1 protein-coding gene is annotated in these 1,147 nt (G+C 64.0%); it reads right to left on the minus strand.

Annotated elements, in window-relative coordinates; all coding sequences use genetic code 11:
* On the minus strand, positions 1–1,147 hold a 1,147-nt coding region (locus tag NQU55_RS36175; RefSeq protein ID WP_256791872.1), incomplete at both ends, for a cbb3-type cytochrome c oxidase subunit I.

A 1,147-nucleotide genomic window follows, 5' to 3' on the forward strand; every position in this document is an offset into this window, starting at 1 on the left:
CCCTCGGCGCCCAGCCAGTGCTGGACCAGGAACGTGCCGTGGAAGCCCACGAACAGCGTCCAGAAGGTGATCTTGCCGAGCTTCTCGTCCAGCATCTTGCCCGTGAACTTCGGCCACCAGAAGTGGAAGCCGGAGAACATCGCGAACACCACGGTGCCGAAGATGACGTAGTGGAAGTGCGCGACCACGAAGTACGAGTCGGAGACGTGGAAGTCCATCGGCGGCGAGGCCAGGATGACGCCGGTCAGACCACCGAAGGTGAAGGTGATCAGGAAGCCGACGGCCCAGAGCATCGGGGTCTCGAAGGACAGCGAGCCCTTCCACATGGTGCCGATCCAGTTGAAGAACTTCACACCGGTCGGGACCGCGATCAGGAAGGTCATGAAGGAGAAGAACGGCAGGAGCACACCGCCCGTGACGTACATGTGGTGCGCCCACACCGTCACCGACAGACCCGCGATCGAGATCGTGGCCGCGATCAGGCCCCAGTAGCCGAACATCGGCTTGCGGGAGAAGACCGGGATGACCTCGGAGATGATGCCGAAGAACGGCAGCGCGATGATGTACACCTCGGGGTGGCCGAAGAACCAGAAGAGGTGCTGCCACAGGAGCGCACCGCCGTTGGCCGCGTCGAAGACGTGGGCCCCGAACTTACGGTCCGCCTCCAGGGCGAACAGCGCCGCCGCCAGCACCGGGAAGGCCAGCAGGACCAGCACACCGGTCAGCAGCACGTTCCAGGTGAAGATCGGCATGCGGAACATCGTCATGCCGGGCGCGCGCATGCAGATGATCGTGGTGATGAAGTTGACCGAACCGAGGATCGTGCCGAAGCCCGAGAAGGCCAGACCCATGATCCACATATCGGCGCCCACACCCGGCGAATACTGCGCGCCCGACAGCGGCGAATTGGCGAACCAGCCGAAGTCGGGGGCACCGCCCGGGGTCAGGAACCCGCCGACGGCGATCAGGGATCCGAAGAGGTAGAGCCAGTAGGCGAGCATGTTCAGCCGCGGGAACGCCACGTCGGGCGCGCCGATCTGCAGCGGCATGATCCAGTTCGCGAAACCGGCGAACAGCGGCGTCGCGAACATCAGCAGCATGATCGTGCCGTGCATCGTGAACGCCTGGTTGAACTGCTCGTTCGACA

It is taken from the genome of Streptomyces telluris (assembly GCF_024519335.1).
Classification (GTDB): Bacteria; Actinomycetota; Actinomycetes; order Streptomycetales; family Streptomycetaceae; genus Streptomyces; species Streptomyces telluris.